Source organism: Pseudomonas sp. GW821-FHT07F05 (genome assembly GCF_059418765.1).
The window spans coordinates 469,691-491,666 of record NZ_JBWKQL010000003.1 but is presented as its reverse complement, the minus strand read 5'-3'; the positions used below and the strand labels follow the sequence as shown (position 1 = coordinate 491,666).

The 21,976-nt window shown below is 60.7% G+C and carries 19 protein-coding genes; 11 read left to right on the top strand and 8 right to left on the bottom strand.

Going from position 1 to position 21,976, the window contains the following annotated elements; all coding sequences use genetic code 11:
- Positions 1-14: 14 nt before the first annotated feature.
- From mnmC to AC07RO_RS09970, 9 genes are all read left to right on the top strand, one after another.
- Entirely contained in the window at positions 15-2,021 is a 2,007-nt protein-coding gene (gene mnmC, locus AC07RO_RS10010) for a bifunctional tRNA (5-methylaminomethyl-2-thiouridine)(34)-methyltransferase MnmC2/FAD-dependent 5-carboxymethylaminomethyl-2-thiouridine(34) oxidoreductase MnmC1 (protein WP_495010069.1), read from the top strand.
- A gap of 149 nt (positions 2,022-2,170) precedes the next feature.
- On the top strand, positions 2,171-2,839 hold the full coding sequence (locus AC07RO_RS10005; protein WP_346625448.1) for an ABC transporter ATP-binding protein: 669 nt from the start codon (positions 2,171-2,173) through the stop codon (positions 2,837-2,839).
- Between the two features lies 1 nt (position 2,840).
- On the top strand, positions 2,841-5,321 hold the full coding sequence (locus tag AC07RO_RS10000) for an ABC transporter permease (protein WP_423572698.1): 2,481 nt from the start codon (positions 2,841-2,843) through the stop codon (positions 5,319-5,321).
- A 4-nt stretch (positions 5,322-5,325) separates the two neighbouring features.
- Entirely contained in the window at positions 5,326-6,408 is a 1,083-nt protein-coding gene (locus AC07RO_RS09995) for a lipocalin-like domain-containing protein (protein WP_495086036.1), read from the top strand.
- Positions 6,409-6,543: 135 nt separating this feature from the next.
- On the top strand, positions 6,544-6,771 hold the full coding sequence (locus AC07RO_RS09990; RefSeq protein WP_172611188.1) for a hypothetical protein: 228 nt from the start codon (positions 6,544-6,546) through the stop codon (positions 6,769-6,771).
- Positions 6,772-7,208: 437 nt separating this feature from the next.
- Positions 7,209-8,981 carry an N-acetylglutaminylglutamine amidotransferase gene (locus tag AC07RO_RS09985; protein WP_495085933.1) on the top strand — a complete coding sequence of 591 codons (1,773 nt, stop codon included), beginning with the start codon at positions 7,209-7,211 and terminating at the stop codon, positions 8,979-8,981.
- 3 nt (positions 8,982-8,984) lie between these two features.
- A complete protein-coding gene (ngg, locus tag AC07RO_RS09980) occupies positions 8,985-10,733 on the top strand; it encodes an N-acetylglutaminylglutamine synthetase (RefSeq protein ID WP_495085932.1) in 1,749 nt (582 codons plus the stop codon).
- Positions 10,734-10,859: 126 nt separating this feature from the next.
- Positions 10,860-12,044, top strand: coding sequence for an osmoprotectant NAGGN system M42 family peptidase (locus tag AC07RO_RS09975; RefSeq protein WP_346625452.1), 1,185 nt, complete (start codon positions 10,860-10,862; stop codon positions 12,042-12,044).
- Between the two features lie 64 nt (positions 12,045-12,108).
- Positions 12,109-12,339: a YheU family protein gene (locus tag AC07RO_RS09970; protein ID WP_065986890.1), complete on the top strand. Its 231-nt coding sequence runs from the start codon at positions 12,109-12,111 to the stop codon at positions 12,337-12,339.
- A 44-nt stretch (positions 12,340-12,383) separates the two neighbouring features.
- On the opposite strand, the gene csrA is transcribed toward AC07RO_RS09970, so the two are convergent.
- From csrA to AC07RO_RS09955, 3 genes are all read right to left on the bottom strand, one after another.
- Positions 12,384-12,581, bottom strand: coding sequence for a carbon storage regulator CsrA (gene csrA / locus AC07RO_RS09965; RefSeq protein WP_346625453.1), 198 nt, complete (start codon positions 12,579-12,581; stop codon positions 12,384-12,386).
- Positions 12,582-12,782: 201 nt separating this feature from the next.
- On the bottom strand, positions 12,783-13,115 hold the full coding sequence (locus tag AC07RO_RS09960) for a YnfA family protein (protein ID WP_495085931.1): 333 nt from the start codon (positions 13,113-13,115) through the stop codon (positions 12,783-12,785).
- A gap of 72 nt (positions 13,116-13,187) precedes the next feature.
- Positions 13,188-14,000 carry an SDR family oxidoreductase gene (locus AC07RO_RS09955; protein ID WP_495085930.1) on the bottom strand — a complete coding sequence of 271 codons (813 nt, stop codon included), beginning with the start codon at positions 13,998-14,000 and terminating at the stop codon, positions 13,188-13,190.
- A 448-nt stretch (positions 14,001-14,448) separates the two neighbouring features.
- Between AC07RO_RS09955 and AC07RO_RS09950 the strand changes: the two genes are divergently transcribed.
- Entirely contained in the window at positions 14,449-14,607 is a 159-nt protein-coding gene (locus tag AC07RO_RS09950) for a DUF3309 family protein (RefSeq protein ID WP_020290439.1), read from the top strand.
- A 561-nt stretch (positions 14,608-15,168) separates the two neighbouring features.
- On the opposite strand, the gene AC07RO_RS09945 is transcribed toward AC07RO_RS09950, so the two are convergent.
- From AC07RO_RS09945 to AC07RO_RS09930, 4 genes are all read right to left on the bottom strand, one after another.
- Positions 15,169-15,438 carry a hypothetical protein gene (locus AC07RO_RS09945; RefSeq protein ID WP_346631125.1) on the bottom strand — a complete coding sequence of 90 codons (270 nt, stop codon included), beginning with the start codon at positions 15,436-15,438 and terminating at the stop codon, positions 15,169-15,171.
- A gap of 543 nt (positions 15,439-15,981) precedes the next feature.
- Positions 15,982-17,640: a cation acetate symporter gene (locus tag AC07RO_RS09940; protein ID WP_346631126.1), complete on the bottom strand. Its 1,659-nt coding sequence runs from the start codon at positions 17,638-17,640 to the stop codon at positions 15,982-15,984.
- Positions 17,637-17,948 (bottom strand): DUF485 domain-containing protein, encoded by a 312-nt coding sequence (locus AC07RO_RS09935; protein ID WP_108122019.1) that lies wholly within the window; start codon positions 17,946-17,948, stop codon positions 17,637-17,639. The genes AC07RO_RS09940 and AC07RO_RS09935 overlap by 4 nt, the downstream gene beginning before the upstream one ends.
- A gap of 219 nt (positions 17,949-18,167) precedes the next feature.
- Positions 18,168-19,025 (bottom strand): glycine betaine ABC transporter substrate-binding protein, encoded by an 858-nt coding sequence (locus AC07RO_RS09930; RefSeq protein ID WP_192170957.1) that lies wholly within the window; start codon positions 19,023-19,025, stop codon positions 18,168-18,170.
- Between the two features lie 361 nt (positions 19,026-19,386).
- Between AC07RO_RS09930 and AC07RO_RS09925 the strand changes: the two genes are divergently transcribed.
- The gene (locus tag AC07RO_RS09925) at positions 19,387-20,985 is read left to right on the top strand and encodes a glycoside hydrolase family 17 protein (RefSeq protein ID WP_495085929.1); all 1,599 of its coding nucleotides are present in this window, start codon (positions 19,387-19,389) and stop codon (positions 20,983-20,985) included.
- A gap of 596 nt (positions 20,986-21,581) precedes the next feature.
- Here the strand turns inward: AC07RO_RS09925 and AC07RO_RS09920 are convergent.
- Positions 21,582-21,947: a hypothetical protein gene (locus AC07RO_RS09920; RefSeq protein WP_495085928.1), complete on the bottom strand. Its 366-nt coding sequence runs from the start codon at positions 21,945-21,947 to the stop codon at positions 21,582-21,584.
- Between the last annotated feature and the right edge of the window lie 29 nt (positions 21,948-21,976).

The following is a 21,976-nucleotide window of genomic DNA, read 5'->3' as shown; positions in this document are numbered from 1 at the left end:
GCCCCGAGCCGAACATGACCAGCACTGACCACACCCAGATCGCCGATGACCAGATTGCCCACGCCCAGATCGACTGGGACGAACACGGCAATCCGCATTCACGGGTGTTCGCCGACGTTTATTTCTCGACCGGATCGGGCCTGGATGAAACCCGCCATGTGTTCCTGACCCAGAACGAGCTGCCCGAGCGCTTTGCTGCGTTACCGGCGGGTGGTCGGCTGGTGATCGGCGAAACCGGGTTTGGTACTGGGTTGAATTTCCTGTGCGCCTGGCAGCTGTTCAATGCCAGCGCAGTGGCAGACGCCCGCCTGCATTTCGTCAGCGTCGAAAAATACCCGTTGACCCGTGCCGATCTGGAACGCGCGCTGAATTTGTGGCCCGAGCTCAAGGAGCAAGCGGATCAGTTGCTGGATCAATACGTGGCGGTGCATCAGGGCTTCCAGCGCTGGGTCTTCGAGGGCGGCCGCGTGACCCTGACCTTGCTGGTTGGCGATGCGCTGGACATGCTGCCGCAGCTGGACGGACAGATCGACGCCTGGTTTCTCGACGGTTTCGCCCCCGCGAAAAACCCGGAAATGTGGACGCCCGAACTCTTCGCAGAGCTGGCGCGGCTGGCGGCACCGGGCTCGACCATCGGCACCTTTACCAGCACGGGCTGGGTGCGCCGGGCATTGAACGCAGCCGGTTTCAAGATGAAGCGCGTGCCGGGGATCGGGCATAAGTGGGAAGTGCTCAAAGGCCGCTTCATCGGTTGGCCCGAAGATGTGCCAACGCCTCCGCGCGCCAAACCCTGGTTTGCCCGGCCGACGTCACCGGACGGCCCGCGCACGGCGTTGGTAATCGGCGCAGGCCTGGCCGGCTGCGCCACTGCGTCAAGTCTTGCAGCGCGCGGTTGGCACGTCAGTCTGCTGGAACGTCACGGGGATTTGGCGCAAGAAGCATCGGGCAATCCGCAAGGCGTGCTCTATCTGAAGCTGTCGGCCCACGGCACCCCGTTGTCGCAGCTGATCTTGAGCGGATTTGGTCACACCCGCCGTTTGCTGGAACGCCTGCAACGGGGCATCGACTGGGACGATTGCGGCGTGCTGCAGCTTGCCTTCGACGAGAAAGAGCAAGCGCGGCAGGCGCAACTGGCGGCGGCGTTCCCCGAGGATCTGCTGCATGTGCTGGACCGGGCTGACGCCGAGTCACGGGCGGGTGTGGTATTGAAGAGCGGCGGTTTGTTTTACCCCCAAGGTGGCTGGGTGCATCCGCCGGCGTTGTGTCGCGATCAGGCCAGCGCAAGCAACATCAAACTGCTGACCCACAATGACGTGATCGAGCTGCGGCGGGACGGGGCGCTGTGGCAGGCGTGGGATGGCGAGCGTCTGCTGGCTTCTGCTCCCGTCGTCGTGTTGGCGGGCGCAGCCGAAGTCAAACGCTTCCCGGCCAGCGCTGACCTGCCCCTCAAGCGTATTCGCGGGCAGATTACCCGACTGGCTGCAACCCCCGAAAGCCGCGCGTTGACGACTGTCGTGTGCGCCGAGGGTTACGTGGCGCCTGCGCGCGGCGGCGAACACACGCTGGGGGCAAGCTTCGCCTTCAACAGCGATGACCTGACGCCGAATACGGCCGAACATCTCGGCAATCTCGAACTGCTAAGGGAGATCTCCGAGGACCTGACCCAGCGGCTGAACGCCACCGCGCTGCCAGCGGAGGATCTGCAAGGTCGCGCCGCGTTTCGCTGCACCAGCCCGGATTACCTGCCCATCGTCGGGCCGCTGGCAGATCGGGCGGCGTTTCTTGAAACGTACGCCGTGCTGCGCAAGGATGCGCGCCAGACGCCGGATACCGAGTGCCCATGGCTCGCCGGGCTGTACGTCAACAGCGGTCACGGCTCTCGCGGTCTGATCACTGCGCCGCTGTCCGGCGAACTGATTGCCGCCTGGCTGGATGACGAACCTCTGCCGCTGCCGCGAAGCGTGGCCGAAGCCTGTCATCCCAACCGATTCGCGCTGCGCGGGCTGATTCGCGGGAAATAGAGAGGCCTGCGGTATCGGCTGTCCAGGCGCCCGTCGCCGCTATCCGACGCAACTTCTTGCTCCTGCCGAAGATCCACTGCTTCGCCAGCTACATCGGCTCCGGCCAAACCGTTATCCTCCAGCCCATCCCTCCATTCAGGTGCGTGTCGATGCTGCAAGTCCAGGGTGTGTTCAAAAGCTATGCCACGGCCCAGGGCCCATTGGCCGTTTTGCGTGGCGCGGACCTGCAACTGGATCAGGGCGGCAGTCTGGCGTTGATGGGCGAGTCCGGCAGCGGCAAGAGCACGCTTCTGCATCTGGTGGCCGGTCTGGACCACGTCGACAAGGGCAGCATCGAGGTCGCCGGGCAGCGTCTCGACCAGATGAACGAAGCGCAGTTGGCCAACTGGCGGCGTACGGAAATCGGCCTGGTGTTCCAGCAGTTCAACCTGATCGGCAGCCTGAAGGTCGAAGACAACCTGGCGTTCCAGGCGCGTCTGGCCGGGCGCTACCAGCCCGAATGGCAGACCGAACTCACCGAGCGGCTGGGTTTGGGCGCGCTGCTCAAGCGCTACCCCGAACAGCTTTCCGGCGGCCAGCAGCAGCGCGTTGCGATTGGCCGGGCTCTCGCGTCTCGCCCGGCCCTGCTGCTCGCTGACGAACCCACTGGCAACCTCGACGAAGCCACCAGCGATGAAGTGCTGCAACTGTTGCTGGACCTCCTCGGCGACAGCACGACCAGCCTGTTGATGGTGACCCACAGCCCGAGGGTGGCGGCACGATTGCAGCGTCAGGCCGTGCTGCATCTGGGTCGGCTGGTCAGCGAAGGCGAACGCTGAGATGTCTGTCTTCTACTGGACGTTGAAAGCGCTGCTCAGCCACTGGCGGCGCCATCCCGTGCAGTTTTTCAGCGTGCTGACCGGCCTGTGGCTGGCGACCAGCCTGCTGACCGGCGTGCAGGCCCTGAACAGTCAGGCCCGTGAAAGCTACGCCAAAGCCAGTCAGATGATCGGTGGCGAGCCGCAGAAGATCCTGGTCTCGCCCAACGGCGCCAACTTTTCCCAGGACCTGTTCGTGACCTTGCGCCGGGCGGGATGGCCGGTCTCCCCCGCACTCCGCGGACGCGTCACCCTGAAGGAAGCGCCGGAGCAGCGCTTGACCGTGCTCGGCATCGAGCCAGTCTCACTGCCGGTGAACACCGCGCTGGCCGGGCAATCGCTGGACACCGCGCAGATCGTCGACTTCTTCACCCCTCCCGGCACCACCTGGATTTCCCCGCAGACCCTCGCGGCCCTCGGTCTTCATGAAGGCCAGCAGCCGGTCATCGACTCCGGCAAGGTGCTGCCGCCACTGCGTGGGAAAACCGACATGGCGCCGGGTGTACTGCTCATGGACATCGGTTTCGCCCAGCAACTGCTCAACCAGCCCAATCAGATCTCGCGGCTGGTGCTGCCCAAGGATTTTGCCGAAAACGCTCCCCCCCTGCCGGCCGAGCTGAACGGCGAACTGGTGCTGCGCAAAAGCGGCGAAGACAACGACCTGGGCAGGCTCACCGAGAGCTTCCACCTGAACCTCGACGCGCTGGGTTTTCTCTCGTTCGTAGTCGGGCTGTTCATCGTGCACGCGGCCATTGGTCTCGCACTGGAACAGCGTCGCGGGCTGCTGCGCAATCTGCGTGCCTGCGGGGTCAGCGCACGTGGGTTGATGGTGAGTCTGGTGGTCGAGCTCGGGGTGCTGGCCTTGCTCGGCGGCATCGCCGGCGTCATCAGTGGCTACTGGCTGGCGAGCGCGCTGTTGCCCGATGTTGCGGCGAGTCTGCGCGGGCTGTACGGCGCTGAAGTCGCGGGCCACCTGAACCTGAGCGTCTGGTGGTGGCTGAGCGGATTGGGCGTCAGTCTGCTCGGCGCGTTTCTCGCGGGCGCCAGCAGCCTGCTGCGCGCGGCGCGTCTGCCCTTGCTGGCGCTGGCCAATGCCCAGGCATGGCACGAAACCCACGCCAAATGGCTGCGACGCCAGGGCTGGGTTGCCGGGATTTCGGCGTTGATTGCAGTATCGGCCGCGCTGTTTGGCGACAGCCTGGCGCTGGGCTTCGTGTTGATGGCCAGCCTGTTATTGAGTGCGGCGCTGGGCCTTCCGGTGCTGCTCAACCTGCTGCTCAACGCACTGTTGGGCAGGAGCCGTTCGGTGCTGGGTCAGTGGTTTCTCGCTGACTGCCGACAACAATTGCCGGCCCTGAGCCTGGCGCTCATGGCCTTACTTCTGGCGATGGCAGCAAACATCGGCGCGGGTAGCATGACGTCGGGGTTCCGCCAGACGTTCACCCACTGGCTGGAGCAACGCCTTAGCGCCGAGCTTTACATCAATCCGCAGAATCCCGCCCAAGCCGCGCCGTTGCAGCAGTGGTTGAGTCAGCAGCCGCTGACCTCGGCGGTGCTGCCCAACTGGCAGGTGTCGCTGCAGCTGCATGGCTGGCCGGCCGAGCTGTATGGCGTCATCGACCATCCGCACTATCGCCAGCACTGGCCACTATTGGAATCGGCGAGCGGCGATGCCTGGAAGCAACTGGCGCAGGAAGACACGCTGATGCTCAGCGAACAACTGGCCCGCCGTCTGGATGTCAGCGTTGGCGATGAAGTGAAACTGCCGGCGCCGGACGGGCCGTGGCCGCTGCGGGTCGTTGGCATTTATGCCGATTACGGCAATCCCAAGGGCCACATGCTGGTGAATGCCGACCACCTGCTCAAGCACTGGCCGCAGCTGACGCCCAACCGTTTCAATCTGCGCATCGATCCCCACGCCATCCCGCAACTGCTGAGGGTGCTGCACAACAAATTCACCATCGACGACAACCGCATCGTCGATCAGATTCAGCTCAAGGCCTGGTCGCAGCAGGTCTTCGAACGCACCTTCGCCGCCACGGCCGCGTTGAACAGCCTGACCTTGATGGTGGCCGGCGTCGCGCTGTTCATCAGTCTCCTCACCCAGAGCCAGAGCCGCCTCGCACAACTGGCGCCGCTGTGGGCGCTGGGCGTGACGCGGCGGCAATTGATGCTGCTCAATCTGGCGCAGACCTGGCTCCTGGCGGTGCTGACGCTGGTGCTGGCAATTCCGCTGGGGCTGTTGCTGGCGTGGTGTCTGGACGCAGTGATCAACGTGCAAGCCTTCGGTTGGCGCCTGCCGCTGCAGGTGTTCCCGATGCAGCTGTTGCGCCTCACGCTGCTGGCGATGCTCGCCACACTGCTGGCCTCGGCATGGCCGCTCTACCGTTTGTACCGCACCCGCCCCGCCGATTTGCTGAGGACTTTCGCCAATGAAGGTTAAAGCCCTGCTACTGCTCGTTGGCCTGTTGCTCGTCACCCTGCTGAGCGGCTGCGACGACAAACCCGAGGAAGAAAAAGGCTTCGCAGGCCTTGCCGACGACGCCTCAAGTTACGCACAGGTAACGCCGGACAAGCGCTTCGTGTTTCCCGACGATCATGGCCCCCACGATGATTTCCGCATCGAGTGGTGGTACATCACCGCCAACCTCAAGGATGCCGACGGCCAGTCGTTTGGCGTGCAATGGACCCTGTTTCGCAATGCCCTCCCCCGAGCGAAAGGGCTGCAAGGCGATGGGTCTGGCTGGAATAACCGCAATCTGTGGATGGGCCACGCCGCCGTGACGTCCCAGGACGATCATTTCGCAGCGGAACGCTACGCCCGAGGCGGCGTGCAGCAGGCCGGGGTGACGCTGGCACCGTTCGCAGCCTGGATAGATGACTGGTCCTTCACCAGCCAATCTGCCACCGATGACCCGCTGGCGGACATGCAATTGCAGGCCAGCAGTCCGCAGTTCAACTATCGCCTGCACCTTAAAGCCACGAAGCCGTTGGTGCTGCAAGGCAAACAGGGCTTCAGCCAGAAGTCCGAGCAGGGTCAGGCGTCGTACTACTACAGCCAGCCGTTTTTTCAAGCGGACGGCAGCCTCGAAATCGACGGCAAAACCTATCAGGTGTCCGGGCCCGCGTGGCTGGACCGGGAGTGGAGCAGCCAGCCGCTCACGGATAATCAGACGGGCTGGGACTGGTTTTCGCTGCATTTGGGTGATGGCACCGAAGTCATGCTCTATCGCATGCGGCAAAAGGACGACGAGCCGTACTTGACTGGGACATGGATCAACGCCGATGGCAGCACGGAACAACTGGCGGCGAAGGACATAGAACTGGCGCCGGAAGACACCACTGACGTTGAAGGCCGCGACATGCCCACACGCTGGTCGGTGAAAATCCCGTCGAGGGCCGTGGATATCGCGGTCGAAGCGCTTAACCCCCAGGCGTGGATGAACCTGCAGATTCCTTATTGGGAGGGGCCGGTCACCCTGAGCGGTAGCCACGGGGGTGTGGGGTATCTGGAGATGACGGGCTACTGACACGCCGCCGAGACCGACCCTAATAATCATCTAAAGTTTCCTGACGGCTGCCGATAAACAAAGCATCGGACAGTGAACTAAATACCCCAACCCCGTCAGGCCAGGACGCCTGCTTCAATAGCGTCTGGAGCCTCGATGTCTACACTAAGCTTGAAAGATATGCAGCTTGATCTCGAAGATTCTGCTGCCTACTTTGACTCTCTGTCGCAATTTCTCGAAGGCCATGCCATTTACCTCAAGGCTCAAAAAGTTGTGTGTCGACAAGAGGACCTCATGCTCCTCGAAAGTCATGCCGGTAACCTCGCCAACTCGGTGAGGTACATCAAAACCGCGGCTTTACGGATCGCCAACCGCTCGCGTTGACTCGGGCGAGATATGCGCTTCCCAGGCATCACGTGGGCAGCGCCTCTTGCACCTATGAGCGAGTCGACATCCCACGAAAAACGTCGTCGGTGATTAAAAACCCGGCCACGCCCCCCTCCCTTGCAATGTTTTTTTATTGAACGATCCACGCCTGCCGGTACTCGATAAAGCTAGGCCGCTGACGGCAGCGCGCCCTGATGACGTGTTCGCGCCGATAGGAAGCGGGCTCGTGTCAGGGCTGTATATCCGCGCCGGGACAGGGCCGAATCGTTACTGGCTGAGTGCATTGCGCAGGCTCGGGATTAGACAGCGCAGGATGTACGACACGCGCCATATGTACGCAATCATGCGCCTGATGCCCGGAATGAGCCCGGCATCTATCGCCGCGCAATCCCAGTAACGCCAAACACGCCGAAAACATAAAGGGTTTAGGACAGATGTGCGGATTAGCTGGCGAACTACGCTTTGACAATCAACCTGCGGATCTCGCCGCAGTAGAACGTATCACCCATCATCTCGCGGCTCGCGGCCCGGATGCGTGGGGGTTTCACAGCCAGGGGCCGATTGCCCTCGGCCACCGTCGATTGAAAATCATGGACCTGTCGGACGGCTCGGCGCAGCCGATGATCGACAGCCACCTGGGCCTGTCCCTGGCCTTCAACGGCGCGATCTACAACTTCCCGGAACTGCGTGCCGAGCTCGAAAGCCTTGGCTACCAGTTCCACTCCGGCGGCGACACCGAAGTGCTGCTCAAGGGCTACCACGCCTGGGGCGCTGACATGCTGCCCAAGCTCAACGGCATGTTCGCGTTCGCCATCTGGGAGCGCGACAACAGAAGCCTGTTCATCGCCCGCGACCGTCTCGGCGTCAAGCCGCTGTACCTGTCGCGCACCGACAAGCGCCTGCGTTTTGCGTCCGCGCTGCCCGCGTTGCTCAAAGGCGGCGACATCAGCCCGATGCTCGACCCGGTCGCGCTCAATCATTACCTGAATTTCCACGCCGTGGTGCCTGCGCCGCGCACTTTGCTGGCCGGTGTGGAAAAACTGCCGCCGGCGTCGTGGATGCGCGTGAGCGCCGAAGGCAAGGTCGAGCAGAAAGTCTGGTGGACCCTGCCTTATGGCCCGCGTGCCGACGAAGCAAATCTGACCCTCGAAAACTGGCGCGACCGTGTGCTCGACAGCACGCGTGAAGCCGTTGCCATTCGTCAACGCGCTGCGGTGGACGTTGGGGTGCTGCTGTCCGGCGGCGTCGACTCGAGCATGCTGGTCGGTCTGCTGCGTGAAGTGGGCGTGAAAGATCTGTCGACTTTCTCCATCGGCTTTCAGGATGCCGGCGGCGAACGCGGCGATGAGTTCCAGTATTCGGACCTGATCGCCAAACACTACGGCACCAACCACCATCAACTGCGCATCAAGGAAAGCGAAATCATCGAGCAACTGCCCGCCGCCTTCCGTGCGATGAGCGAGCCGATGGTCAGCCACGACTGCATCGCCTTTTATCTGCTGTCCCGCGAAGTGGCCAAGCACTGCAAGGTGGTTCAGAGCGGTCAGGGCGCGGACGAGTTGTTCGCCGGTTATCACTGGTACCCGCAAGTGGACGGCGCCAGCGACCCCTACGCCGCCTATCGCGGTGCGTTTTTCGACCGCAGTTACGCCGAATACGCCGACACCGTTACGCCGAAATGGCTGACGGCGAATGACGCGGCCGGTGATTTCGTGCGCGAGCATTTCGCGATGCCGGGCGCTGATGCCGCCGTGGACAAAGCCCTGCGACTGGACAGCACGGTCATGCTGGTGGATGACCCGGTCAAACGCGTCGACAACATGACCATGGCCTGGGGCCTCGAAGCACGCACCCCGTTCCTCGACTATCGACTGGTCGAGCTGTCGGCACGGGTTCCGGGCCGCTTCAAGTTGCCGGACGGCGGCAAGCAGGTGCTCAAGGAAGCGGCGCGACTGGTGATTCCGTCCGAAGTCATTGATCGCAAGAAAGGTTATTTCCCGGTGCCGGGCCTCAAGCATCTGGAGGGCGACACGCTGAACTGGGTCCGTGATCTGCTGCTCGATCCGAGCCAGGACCGTGGCCTGTTCAACCCGGTCATGCTCGACAAACTGCTCACCGATCCACAGGGTCAACTGACGCCCCTGCGCGGCTCCAAGCTGTGGCAGCTCGCAGCGCTGAACCTGTGGCTCAGCGAACAAGGACTCTGACCGATGAAAGCCAACGCTTCGATTCATAACCAGCGTTTGTTGCGCGGCCAGGCGCCGTCGTACGAGCGCTTGCAGGCTCGCCTTGCCGAAGACGGCAGCACGCCTGAGACAGAACCGCTGGCTCTGCATTGCGGCTGGGGACGGCTGCTGATTGGCCACACTTACCCCGACCCGGCGTCCCTCGCGCAAGAGTTGCTCAACGAAAAGCAGGGCGAGCGCGACATCGCCCTGTATGTCGCCGCACCGCAACAGGTGCTGGCGCAATCGCCGCAACAGTTGTTTCTCGATCCGTCAGACACGCTGCGCCTGTGGTTCAGCGACTACCGCCCGGCCCAGCGCGTATTTCGTGGTTTCAGGATTCGCCGAGCACAAAGCGAGGGCGACTGGAACTCGATCAACAATTTGTACATCGCCCGTGGCATGTTGCCCATTGACCCTGCCCTGCTGACGCCTCGGCACCAGGGCGGCCCGGTCTACTGGATTGCCGAAGACGAGACTACCAACGCCGTGATCGGTAGCGTCATGGGCCTGAATCACCAAAAGGCGTTCAACGATCCCGAAAATGGCAGCAGCCTGTGGTGCCTGGCGGTTGATCCGCAATGCACACGGCCTGGCGTCGGCGAAGTGCTGGTGCGTCATCTGGTCGAGCACTTCCAGAGCCGGGGTCTGGCGTACCTGGATCTGTCGGTGCTGCACGACAACGAACAAGCAAAAAGCCTGTACGCCAAGCTGGGCTTCCGCAATCTGCCAACCTTCGCCATCAAGCGAAAAAACGGCATCAACGAGAAGCTGTTTCTCGGCCCCGGCCCCCAGGCGGACTTCAACCCGTACGCGCGCATCATCGTCGAAGAAGCCCATCGTCGCGGCATCGAGGTGCAAGTAGATGATGCCGAGGCCGGACTGTTCACGCTGATTCATGGCAGCCGCCGGGTGCGCTGCCGTGAGTCGTTGAGCGACCTGACCACCGCCGTCAGCATGACGCTATGCCAGGACAAGCGCATGACCCAGAAGACGCTGAAGGCGGCGGGGCTGGAAGTGCCGGTGCAGCAACTGGCGGGTAACGGCGACGACAACCTGGCGTTTCTCGAGGAACACCAGCGCGTCGTGGTCAAGCCGGTCGATGGCGAACAGGGTCAGGGCGTGGCCGTGGACCTTCGTACGATCGAAGATGTCCAGGCGGCGGTCGAGCGTGCTCGCCAGTTCGACAGCCGTGTGCTGCTCGAAAGCTTCCACGAAGGGCTCGACTTGCGCATCGTCGTGATTGGTTTTGAGGTAGTGGCTGCGGCCATCCGCCGTCCTGCCGAGATCATCGGCGATGGCCGTCACACCGTGGGTCAGCTGATCGAGGCGCAAAGTCGCCGTCGCTCTGCAGCCACGGGCGGCGAGAGCAAGATTCCGGTGGATGACGAAACTCACCGCACCGTAGAGGACGCGGGCTTCAGCTTTGAAAGCGTGTTACCGGCCGATCAGCGTCTGGCCGTGCGCCGCACCGCAAACCTGCACACCGGCGGCTGTCTGGAAGACGTCACCGCGATTCTTCACCCGGTGCTGAAAGACGCCGCCGTGCATGCCGCCCGCGCCCTCGACATCCCGGTGGTGGGTCTGGACCTGATGGTGCCCGCCGCCGATCAGCCGGAGTATGTGTTTATCGAAGCGAACGAGCGCTGCGGCCTGGCCAATCACGAGCCACAACCGACGGCCGAGCGTTTCGTCGATCTGTTGTTTCCCCACAGCCAGCCTGCCCATGGCTAAGGCGCAACCGCTGTAGCCCTGAGCCTGCCCGCGATAGGTCTGGCGGACGACGAATTCGTCGACACCGGACCCGTCCCGCGAGCCAGTCCGCTCTCAGCTTAATCTGCGCCACACATTGAGGTCCCTATGACGACTGCAAACATCCTTGAACCGGATCTGAATTACCTGCAGAAAGTCCTGCTGGAAATGCTCGCGATCCCGAGCCCCACCGGCTTTACCGACACCATCGTGCGCTACGTCGCCGAGCGCCTTGAAGAACTGGGCATTCCGTTCGAACTGACCCGTCGCGGCACCATCCGCGCCACGTTGAAAGGCAAACAGAACAGCCCCGATCGTGCCGTTTCCGCGCACCTGGACACCATCGGTGCCAGTGTTCGTGAGGTCAAAGACAACGGCCGATTGAGTCTGGCCCCAGTGGGTTGCTGGTCCAGTCGCTTTGCCGAAGGCAGCCGCGTCAGCGTGTTCACCGACACCGGCGTGATTCGCGGCAGCGTGCTGCCGTTGATGGCGTCGGGGCATGCGTTCAATACCGCCGTCGACACCATGCCCATCAGCTGGGACCACGTTGAAGTGCGCCTGGACGCCTACAGCGCCACCCGCGCGGACTGCGAATCGGTGGGCATCAACATCGGCGATTTCGTGGCGTTCGACCCGCTGCCCGAGTTCACCGACAGCGGGCACATCAGCGCTCGCCATCTGGACGACAAAGCTGGCGTGGCCGCCCTGCTCGCCGCGCTCAAAGCCATCGTCGACAGCGGCGTCGAGCCCCTGATCGATTGCCACCCGCTGTTCACCATTACCGAAGAAACCGGCAGCGGTGCTGCAGGCAGCCTGCCGTGGGACGTCAGCGAGTTCGTCGGTATCGACATCGCGCCCGTTGCGCCCGGCCAGCATTCAAGCGAACACGCGGTCAGCGTGGCGATGCAGGATTCCGGCGGTCCCTATGACTATCATCTGTCGCGGCACCTGCTGCACCTGGGGGTGCAAAACGACTTGTCCGTGCGCCGCGACCTGTTCCGCTATTACTACAGCGACGCGCATTCGGCGATCACCGCCGGTTATGACACGCGCACGGCCCTGCTGGCGTTCGGCTGCGATGCGACCCATGGCTATGAGCGCACGCACATCGACAGCCTGAGCACCCTGAGCCGTCTGCTCACCGCCTACATCATGAGCCCGCCGGTATTCGCCAGCGATGCGCATCCGTCCAACGCGTCGCTGGAGAATTTCAGCCATCAGCTGGAGCACGACGCGCAGATGGAAAGCGACACGCGCGTGCCATCGGTGGATACGTTGGTGGGGCAGCGGTAGCCTGCCCGCTCGGGGCGCGATAGCATCGCCGCCCCGTGTACTTTTTGTGATTGCCGAGAAATCTATGCTGATCCCTTACGACCAACTCGAAGCCGACACCCTGACGCGCCTGATCGAGGACTTCGTGACCCGCGATGGCACTGACAATGGCGATGACACCCCCCTTGAAACCCGCGTGTTGCGAGTACGCCATGCGTTGAGCAAGGGTCAGGCGGTGATCTTCTTCGACATGGACAGCCAGCAATGTCAGCTGATGCTCAAGCACGAAGTGCCCAAGGAATATTTCGAGGAATAGGCCCCTGCGCCCACAACCGGGTCTGGATGGCGATTAAGGTGGACTTACCTGCCCGACCCCCGGTTGGCCAGGTTCTGCAGTCGTGAAGCGATTCGTCGAATAACTTCTGCCCGATGAATTCTGACGCTTTGCGGTGCATCAATTCCCAGGCGCACCTCATTGCCGGAGATGCCCAGCACCCTCAGGGTGATGTCATCGCCAATGTTGAAGGTGTCGCCGATTTCTCGCGTCAATACCAGCATACGTCCTGCTCCTTGGCTGTAACCGAGGAAGCAGGTTGACGCTCAGGTCCCGGCGCTTCAATGCGCCAGAGCAAAATCAGTAACGCCCTTCAACCTTTCAAGACCATGGCTGACAGACGTTTCCTACGCGTCCGGGCATTTACCGACTGCACGTCAGAGAAAGGTCCGGCAGACGTCAGTTTGGTCCTCAAGCACGGAAAATCAGGCGGCAGACCAGCGCGGGCCGAACAGAATGATGGTGGCGCCGATGACGCAGAGGCCGACGCCGATCCAGTCCGACGTCAACGGGCGAATACGTTCGATAACGCCCAGCCAAACAATGGAAGCGATGATGTAAATGCCGCCGTACGCCGCGTAGGCGCGCCCGGCGTAAGTGGCTTCGACCCGGGTCAACAGCACGGCGAACAGCGTCAGGCTGATCAACGCGGGAATCACCCACAACGCGCTCTTGCCTTGGCGCAGCCACATCCAGAAGGCATAACACCCGGCGATCTCGAACAGCGCAGCGAGGAAGAACCACAGGTAATTGAGCACGATGAGCCTCGTCCAGGTCAGCCGGAAAGTGCCGGCAACCCTATCAGAAAAGACCCGTGGCGAACGATTGACTCAGCTTCCGGACTTCGCCTTGGCGCGCATCTTCTCCGCCATGTTGGCCATCTCGTCGTACAGCAACTGGGGATTTTTCTGCTTGAGCTGCCACGCCATTCGCCCTTGTTCATGGGGCAGGATCATGAATTCGCCGCTGGCGACCTGCTGGTAGATGTAATCGGCGATGTCCTTTGCGCTGATGGGCGAGCTTTCCAGCAGCTTGCCGACCTGGGCTTTCATCGCCGGCGTGGGGCCACGAAAGGAATCCAGCAAGTTGGTCTGGAAGAACGACGGACACACCACATGCACGCCGATTTCCTGCTGGCGCAGCTCGATCAGCAGGCTCTCCGACAGCGCAACGACGCCCGCCTTGGCGACGTTGTAGTTGCTCATCGCCGGGCCCTGCATCAGCGCGGCCATCGAGGCGATGTTGATGATCTTGCCCTTGCTCTGTTCCAGCAGCGGCAAAAACGCCTTGCAGCCTTTAACGACGCCCATCAGGTTGATCGCGATCTGCCAGTCCCAATCCTCGAGGGACAGTTCGCCGAAGAACCCACCTGAAGCGACGCCGGCGTTGTTGACGATCACATCGATGCCGCCGAATTTCTGTTCGCAGGCCTGAGCGAATGCGGTGAGCTGGCTGTAGTCGCGAACATCACAGCGCTGAACAAAACCGTCCCCTCCCACTTCGCGCACCAGGCGCAGGGTTTCCTGAAGGCCGCTGTCACTGACGTCCGACAGCGCTAGCTGCCAGCCCTCGCGCGCCCAGCGCAGCGCGATCTCGCGTCCCAGCCCGGACCCTGCGCCGGTGATCATGATGCGATTGTGCATAGCAGACGCCTTGTCGGTTATTAAGAAGTCACTAGAGTGTAAACAGACAGATTGTCCGACAAACCCTTCATCAGATCGCTGAATATGGGAGGCAAACCGATGGTTTGAATGGGTGGGCACTCTTTTGGATGTATTTAGGCAGGGAGATGATTAACGGGAAGCGCGTTACATCGAACTTGGTGACCGGTTAGTTACCGCTTGGTTCCACACTAGGCGAGGTACTTTTTGCGCTTTTCCATTCAGCATTTGAATACGGAAAATACTTTTGTTAAAGACGCAGGGCTATGATTTTCCTGGCCTTTCCTGAAGATGTTATTTTTTATTTCGGCAGCTGAGAACCTTTTGATTGGTCCGACAGTCGGATCAATCAAGCAGCACAACGATTAGCCGTCGTGGCAACCTCTTGAACTGCACAGCCATCTTCCAAGAACACTAGAAGGAACTCGTCATGGGCATCGGCACAATTCTGATCATCATCCTTATCCTGCTGTTGGTCGGTGGACTTCCGGTATTTCCACACTCCCGGAGCTGGGGCTATGGTCCGTCGGGCATCATCGGTACGATCCTGGTGATCCTGCTGATATTGGTGTTGCTGGGCAGGATTTAACTGCTAAGGCTGGCATCAAAAAGAACCGCGCTTAGGCGCGGTTTTTTTATGGAAGCGGTTCTGCTAGAGCAGAACTGTTTCGCCTTCGGCGAGTTACCTTTAAAAAGCACTAAAAGTAACCAAAAGTGCCTGCTCTCGGCTGGGCTCCTCCTTCGTCGGAGTATCTTCGCTCCGGTCTCGCTCCGTGGGCCTGCGCCGAACGGACATCCATGTCCTGACGGCGCTCTCGCTGCATCCATGCGGCCTGGCCCACTCCACGAGACCTGCGTTCAGCCTGCACCAAAGTCGCGATTGGCGGTGTTTGGGCTTTTTGCGTTGAAGATCAAAAGCAGATCAAAAGCTTCCCGGCTGAAGCCGGTCCCAAGGGGTGTACGCGGTGCTTTTTAGTTGGACCGGCTTTAGCCGGGAAGGGGCCGGTTTGAACACCGTAAAATTTAAACGTGCGTTCACCCGTCGGCGACTGCCAGTGGATGTTAGGGGACAGAGGGAAAGAGGATTTACAACAATCGAACAGGACGTTCTGAGGAAGCTAGGGCGTAAAGCCCTAGCGGAGTGCAGTTATCACTTTTTCTTTTTTGCAGGCTTGTCGGCTTTTTCTGCCTTGTCGGATTTCTTGGCCTTCTCTGGCTTGCTATCCGCTTTCTTTGCAGCTTTCTTTGGCTCAGCCGCTTTCTTGGTGTCTTTCTTCGCGCCTTTCTTGTCGGAAGACTTCGAAAGCGCCGAGGCTGCCGCTGATTTCTTTTCCGGAGAGGACTTTTTGTCCTTCAAATCCTTGCTGGCCTTCGAAGCTTCACCTTTGGTTTTCTTGTCGTCTTTAGCCACGTTAACCACCTCTCAAAGAGTGCCGGTATTAGCACAAGGCCTGTGGGAATCTCCACACGCTGATCATTAGGCGAAGCGGCTTGAAAGCGGTTCAATCTTTTTAACCACCGAACGCAAAAATGACATCTGCCGCAGATTTACCCGCGCCTGAACTGGCCCCTTCCCGGCTAAAGCCGGTCCTACACCGGACGCGCTTGTGACCTTGATCTTCATACGCAGAGAGTTCAGACGACACCAATCGCGACTTGGGTGCAGGCTGAACGGAGGTCTCGCGGAGTGGGCCGAGCCGCATGGATGCGGCGAGAGCGCCGTTGCGGACATGGATGTCCGTTCGGCGCGGGCCCACGGAGCGAGACCGGAGTGAAGGAACCCTGACGAAGGAAGGGCCCAACCAGGAGCACAAGCCCTTGGTTACTTGGGGCTTTATCAAGTAACTCGCCGAAGGCGAAACAGTCGAGCCATTAAGCCGACGCCCTTGATCTTGATCTTAAGCGCTTTTAAAACAAAAACGCCCCGAAGATCGGGGCGTTTTCACAACAACACTACATCAAATCAATGCGACACCGCACCACTGGCCCCCAGGCCCGTCTGCGAACGCACAAACTGCGGGAAGAACAACGCACGCTCACCCTCCGCCGCCTTCGACTTATCCGTAATCGAGAAAAACCAGATCCCGACAAACGCAATCGCAATCGAAAACAACGCCGGATACTCGTACGGGAAAATCGCCTTCTCATGATGCAGAATCTGCACCCAAATCGTTGGGCCCAGAATCATCAACACCACCGCACTGACCAGCCCCATCCAGCCACCAATCATCGCGCCACGCGTCGTCAGATTTTTCCAGTACATCGAAAGCAACAACACCGGGAAATTACAGCTCGCCGCAATCGAGAACGCCAGGCCCACCATGAACGCGATGTTCTGACTCTCGAACGCGATACCCAACAGAATCGCCACGACCGCCAACGCCACCGTGGTGTACTTCGACACACGGATCTCGTCTTTCTCGTTGGCCTTGCCCGCCTTGATCACACTGGCATACAAGTCGTGGGACACCGCAGAAGCACCGGCCAATGTCAGACCCGCCACCACCGCCAGGATGGTCGCGAACGCCACCGCCGAGATAAAGCCCAGGAACAGACTGCCACCGACCGCATCGGCCAGGTGAACCGCTGCCATGTTATTACCGCCGAGCAAGGCGCCCGCTGCGTCCTTGAACGCCGGATTGGTGCTGACCAAGAGGATCGCGCCAAAGCCGATGATGAAGGTCAGGATGTAGAAGTAGCCGATGAAACCGGTCGCGTAGAGCACCGACTTACGGGCTTCCTTCGCATCACTCACAGTGAAGAAGCGCATCAGAATGTGTGGCAGGCCCGCGGTGCCGAACATCAGCGCCAGACCCAGCGAGAACGCCGAGATCGGATCTTTAACCAGACCGCCCGGGCTCATGATCGCTTCGCCTTTCGGGTGAACCTTCACGGCTTCGGAGAACAGCACGTTGAAGTCGAAGTTGACGTGCTTCATCACCATCAACGCCATGAACGACGCACCGGAGAGCAGCATCACCGCCTTGATGATCTGAACCCACGTGGTCGCCAGCATGCCGCCGAACAGCACGTACAGGCACATCAGGATGCCGACGAGCACCACCGCCACCGCGTAGTCCAGACCGAACAGCAGCTGGATCAGCTTGCCGGCGCCGACCATCTGCGCGATCAGGTAGAACGCCACAACCACCAGCGAACCGCAGGCGGACAAGGTACGGATTTCCTTCTGCTTCAGGCGGTAGGACGCCACGTCAGCGAAGGTGTACTTGCCCAGGTTGCGCAGGCGTTCGGCGATCAGGAACAGGATGATCGGCCAGCCGACGAGGAAGCCGATGGAGTAGATGAGACCGTCGTAGCCGGAGGTGTAGACCAGCGCGGAAATCCCCAGGAATGACGCCGCCGACATGTAGTCACCGGCAATGGCCAGACCGTTCTGGAAACCGGTGATCTTGCCGCCTGCCGAGTAATAGTCCGACGCTGTCTTGTTCTTTTTCGACGCCCAGTAAGTGATGTAGAGGGTGAACCCGACGAAGACCACAAACATGATGATCGCCGACACGTTCAACGGTTGCTTCTGCACCGCACCGGTCAGCGCTTCGGCTGCCCAGAGTGTCGGCGCGAAAGCGGCAAGGCCGAAGGCCGCAAGCAGGCGCCGGATCATTGCTGCGCCTCCTTCAGAATGGCGTTGTTCAGGTCATCGAATTCACCGTTTGCGCGGCGAACATAGATGGCGGTCAGAACGAACGCGGACACAATCAGCCCGACGCCGATTGGCATACCCCAAGTGATGGTTGATGTGGCGCTGAGTTTAGCGCCGAGAATCTGAGGCCCATACGCAATCAGAAGGATGAATGCGGCATAGAGCCCAAGCATGATTGCCGAGAGAATCCAGGCGAATCGTTCCCTTTTCGAGACCAGCTCCTTGAAGCGCGGGCTGTTCTGAATCGAGAGGTAAATGCTGTCGTTCATTGTTTTTGTCCTCGCAGCACAGATGGATGTCACGGTTTGCACTTTAGTCCGCTCTGCGATGCACTCCAGACGACCTTAGTATTAGAACGACATTAGTTGATGTTCGAAGAATTGCCTCTTTCGCCCGAGGCCGTTCGCAACTTAAGGTTGCGGCCATAAAAAACCGCCTGGCGATGGCTCGCCAGGCGGTTCGGTAAGACGTTAAATCTTTGTGACCGATTACTTACCGGTCCACTCCTTGACGCGATCCGGGTGCTTGGCGACCCAGTCCTTGGCCGCCGCTTCGGGCTTGGCGCCGTCCTGGATGGCGAGCATGACTTCGCCGATTTCATCCTTGCTGGTCCACTGGAATTTCTTCAGGAAATCCGCCACGTCCGGGGCCTTCTTCGCCAGATCCAGGCTGCCGATGTTGTCGACGGTTTCAGCCGCACCGTAAACACCCTTTGGGTCTTCCAGGAACTTCAGTTTCCACTTCGCGAACATCCAGTGCGGCACCCAGCCGGTCACCGCGATCGATTCTTTCTTGTTTTCGGCACGGGTCAGCTCGGCAATCATGCCGGCGCCGGAACTGGCCTGCAGCTTGTAACCGTCGAGGCCATAATCCTTGATCGCTTGATCAGTCTTGATCATCACGCCTGAACCGGCGTCGATGCCGACGATTTTCTTCTTGAAGGATTCGTCGGTCTTGAGGTCCGCCACCGAGTTGGCTTTCACGTACTCAGGCACGATCAGGCCGATTTTCGCGTCCTTGAAGTTAGGCCCGTAGTCGGTGACCTTGTCCTTGTTCTTGGTCCAGTACTCGCCGTGGGTCACGGGCAGCCAGGCAGACAACATCATGTCCAGTTTGCCGGTCGCGACGCCCTGCCACATGATCCCGGCCGCAACGGCCTGCAGCTTCACCGGATAACCCAGTTTCTGCTTGATCACCTCGGCAGCCACGTTGGTGGTTGCAACACTGTCGGACCAGCCATCGACGTAACCGATGCTCAGCTCGGGTTTGGCGTCGGCATGGGCCAGCGTGGAACTGATGGCCAGTGCCAGCGCGGCACCGACACCCAGGATTTTTCGCATCGTCATTTTCACTTCCCCGGTAGTCCAGAACCCGACAGCGGTCGGGTATCGTTAACGTTCTTATAACGTCGCACTCGCGCCCTGGTTCGGGGCAAGCCACGCGTTTCACGCTTCCACCACGTGCCTGCGCAGACGCAATCGCTGCGTGGACGATTGATCATCGACCCCCACACACCTTGTGCCTTTCCTGCCAGCGACACCCAGCCACCCGGTAAACGACATCACCGCGCCATCAACGACAGACAGGTCGTAAAGAGGCTAGCGGGTCGTCCGGAAATTGCATGGTTTACAAAAGCGCTGACAGGATGAGGTGTGTAGCCGCGTCATCTTGCTAATATGCCGCCCTTCGCCTCACTTCGGCCCCATCATGTCCGCACCGTCCCGCTCGCCTGTCGTCCTCCTTTATCTGTTCTCCTGTTTGATTGCGCTGCTTGGCTTGTGCGGCTACTGGTACTGGCTGGGCAAGCCGGTGATTCTGCCGGACGCCGCCACGCCGACCCACAAACTGCAATGCGCGTCCTACACGCCGTTCGACAAGGACCAGTCCCCGTTCGACCAGCCCTTCACCCTGCGCCCCGCGCGGATGGACGCTGACCTGGCGCTCCTCGCGACGCGCTTCGACTGCGTACGCACCTATTCAATGACCGGCATGGAGGCGCTGCCCGACATCGCCCGCAAGTACGGCCTCAAGCTGATGCTCGGCGCCTGGGTCAACGGCAATCCGGTCGACACGGCCAAGGAAATCAAGGCGCTGGTGACGGCAGCGAACACCCACCCGGATGTGGTGACCGCGGTGATCGTCGGTAACGAGAGCCTGTTGCGCAAGGAAGTCACCGGCGCTCAACTGGCCACGCTGATTCGTCAGGTGAAAGCACAGGTCAAGCAGCCGGTCACCTATGCAGATGTCTGGGAATACTGGCTGCAATACCCGGAAGTCGCGCCTGCCGTGGATTTCCTGACGATCCATCTGTTGCCGTACTGGGAGGATGATCCCACCGGCATCGACGAGGCCCTGGCCCATGTCGCGCAGATCCGTGAAACGTTCGGCAAGCAATTCGCACCCAAGGACATTCTCATCGGCGAAACCGGCTGGCCCAGCGAAGGCCGCCAGCGTGAAACCGCGCTGCCCAGCCGGGTCAACGAGGCCAAATTCATTCGCAGTTTCGTCGCGATGGCCGAGCAACACGGCTGGCACTACAACCTGATCGAGGCGTTCGACCAGCCGTGGAAGCGCCAGTCCGAAGGCGCAGTGGGCGGTTACTGGGGGCTGTTCGATGCAGATCGCCAGGACAAAGGCGTGCTGGCCGGACCGGTGTCGAACCTTCCGTTGTGGCCATTCTGGCTGACGGTCAGTGGCGCGATTGCCTTGCTGGCCCTGGCGTGGGCGGGTCGGGTCAGTCATGCACGCAGCGCGCTGATGCTTCCGTTGCTGGCGGCGTTCGCCGGGTGCTGCATCGGCACCTGGGGTGAACTGGCCCGGGTGACCAGCCGCTTTGCCGGCGAATACTTGTGGGCAGTGGCACTGGTGGCGCTGAATCTGCTGGTGCTCGCCCATGGGGCGCTAGCGTTGTCGGCCCGCGCAGGGTGGCGCGAGCGTGCGTTTGCCTGGCTGGACGCTCGTGGCGGATGGTGGTTGTACGCCAGCGGGTTCGCGGCGGCGGTGATGATGCTGGCGATGGTGTTTGATCCGCGCTACCGCAGTTTCGCGACCGCGACGCTGTGGGTGCCCGCTCTGGTCTACCTGATCCGCCCGGTGGCGGCACCACGTCGGGAGATCGGCCTGCTGATGCTCATCGTCGGCGCGGGCATCGTGCCGCAACTGTTTCGCGAGGGCTTGAGCAATCCCCAGGCGTGGGCGTGGGCGGTGGTGAGTGTGTTGATGGCGCTGGCACTGTGGCGCAGCGTGCAGATCAGCGCTCGGGTGAAGGCAACGAGCAATGCGCAGGCGATGGCCGACGCTGTGTAACCGAGTGTGCAGGGCGACGGATACATTGTGTTACCGCCAAAGGACTGAAAAGCCCGCAGGCGGGTAACACGGAAACAGAATTCCGTTACACGGCAGGTATGCCAAACGATCTGATTTCGCAAACCATTGATTCACAAGGGTTTACAAAAGTTGGCACGCACCCTGCTATATCTCCTGCATAACAAGAACAAAATGTGAAAACCCAATAAAAATAAGATGAATCGGCTCTGACATAACAAGAACAACGGCACAGAGACGCAGCCAACAGATTTTTTTGGAGTAGAAACGCTTTACCGAGGCTTAGGCCTCGCAGCCCGACCGAGAATAATAAAACTACCCTCAGGTAGCGGCCAGAACGGGTTGGATCACCTCTCGCAGAAGAGGAATCAAAGCAGGTCAGCGCTCAAAAAAATACGTTTGCTCTTGTATCCCGTATGGGGATCACCGAAAGACGCTGTAGAGGGACCGGTTGCCAATAACAACAACAGACCGCCCTACAACAATAAGAAAGAGCACGTGCAACGATTTAAAGGGGAGCCTCGGCTCCCCTTTATGCTGTCCGGCGTTTGGCGTTTGAAGCCGGGCCCGTTGTGAAGTCAGGCCCGTTGATGACGCACCAGGCGCAATCCGGCAATCACCACCGCGAACACCGCCAGACTGGCCGTGTACAGCACCAGCGCCAATATCCCCAGCAGCAAGCCGACCACTGCAAGCGCTCGTCCAACCTGACGCGGAATAAAGAACGCGATCAGCGATGTGATCAACGCGCCCCACCCGAACACGCCGAAATGAATCCACAGGCCCAGGTTCGAGCGCAACTGGCACTGCCATTTCGTCGCCTCGTCCGCGCAGACTCCTACCCATTGCACGTCTTCCATCAGGCCGTAACGCAAGCCGTAACTGAAGGCGAGCCACAGCGCCAGAACGAAAAACAGCACCACCAACGGCAGACGACGGGACACGACACACTCCAGAAAAGAACCAACGGCGC